1 pseudogene is annotated in these 345 nt (G+C 73.9%); it reads right to left on the reverse strand.

Annotation, left to right across the window (positions count from 1 at the left end):
* Nucleotides 1–53: 53 nt before the first annotated feature.
* A pseudogene (locus tag JGS39_RS40400) lies at nucleotides 54–345 on the reverse strand (FG-GAP repeat domain-containing protein); the annotation flags it as partial.

Raw genomic sequence — 345 nt, forward strand, 5'->3', positions numbered from 1 at the left:
CGCCTTTGCCGCTTACCTGTGACATCCCCTAAGGGAACCCTGGGGGGCTGTCCTCAGCCCGCCGTGAACAGGGCGCTGGTGAACGTGACCATCGGGCGGTCCGGCGTCGCCGCCGGGTACAGCGCGATCAGGTCCGCCGTCTCGCCCCGGTGTGTGCGGACCACCGTGTCCGGCTTTCCGTCGCCGTCGAAGTCCGCGTACCGCTGGAGGAGGGTCGTTTCTGCACGGGGTGCGGCGGGGCTGCCTGCGGTCTTGCGCAGCGGTGCCGTCGGGAGGCCCGCGGCCGGGGCGCCGAAGCGGTACGTGCCGCCCGGGCGGCCCGGTCCGTCGGGGCTGCCGAGCAGC

Source organism: Streptomyces poriferorum (assembly GCF_019399235.1).
Classification (GTDB): Bacteria; Actinomycetota; Actinomycetes; order Streptomycetales; family Streptomycetaceae; genus Streptomyces; species Streptomyces poriferorum.